At 67.5% G+C, this 246-nt stretch carries 1 protein-coding gene; it reads left to right on the top strand.

The window, feature by feature from the left end; all coding sequences use genetic code 11:
• Positions 1 to 246, top strand: a 246-nt coding sequence (locus ACYPYD_RS28030; protein ID WP_459667052.1) for a hypothetical protein, incomplete at both ends; no start/stop codon positions are given.

Below are 246 nucleotides of genomic sequence, written 5' to 3' on the forward strand. Positions count from 1 at the left end.
GGCACGAATATCCCTGCGTCTCGAAGACGGCCTGCACGACCAGTTGCTCCGGCAGGCTCGCCGCTACAACATCACCCTTTCCGATCTCGTCCGCCCCACGCTCGAGCGTCTGGCGTACCCTGGCCGGGTTTCCGATGCGACCAGCCAGCAGGCCCAGCTCGGCATCATGGCCTGCACGCTGTCGCTCCTCCTGCTCGACATAGAGGCACGCGCGCCGCACCTCCTCGAGCCGGGTACCCAAGCCGC

It is taken from the genome of Novosphingobium sp. 11B, from assembly GCF_054589055.1.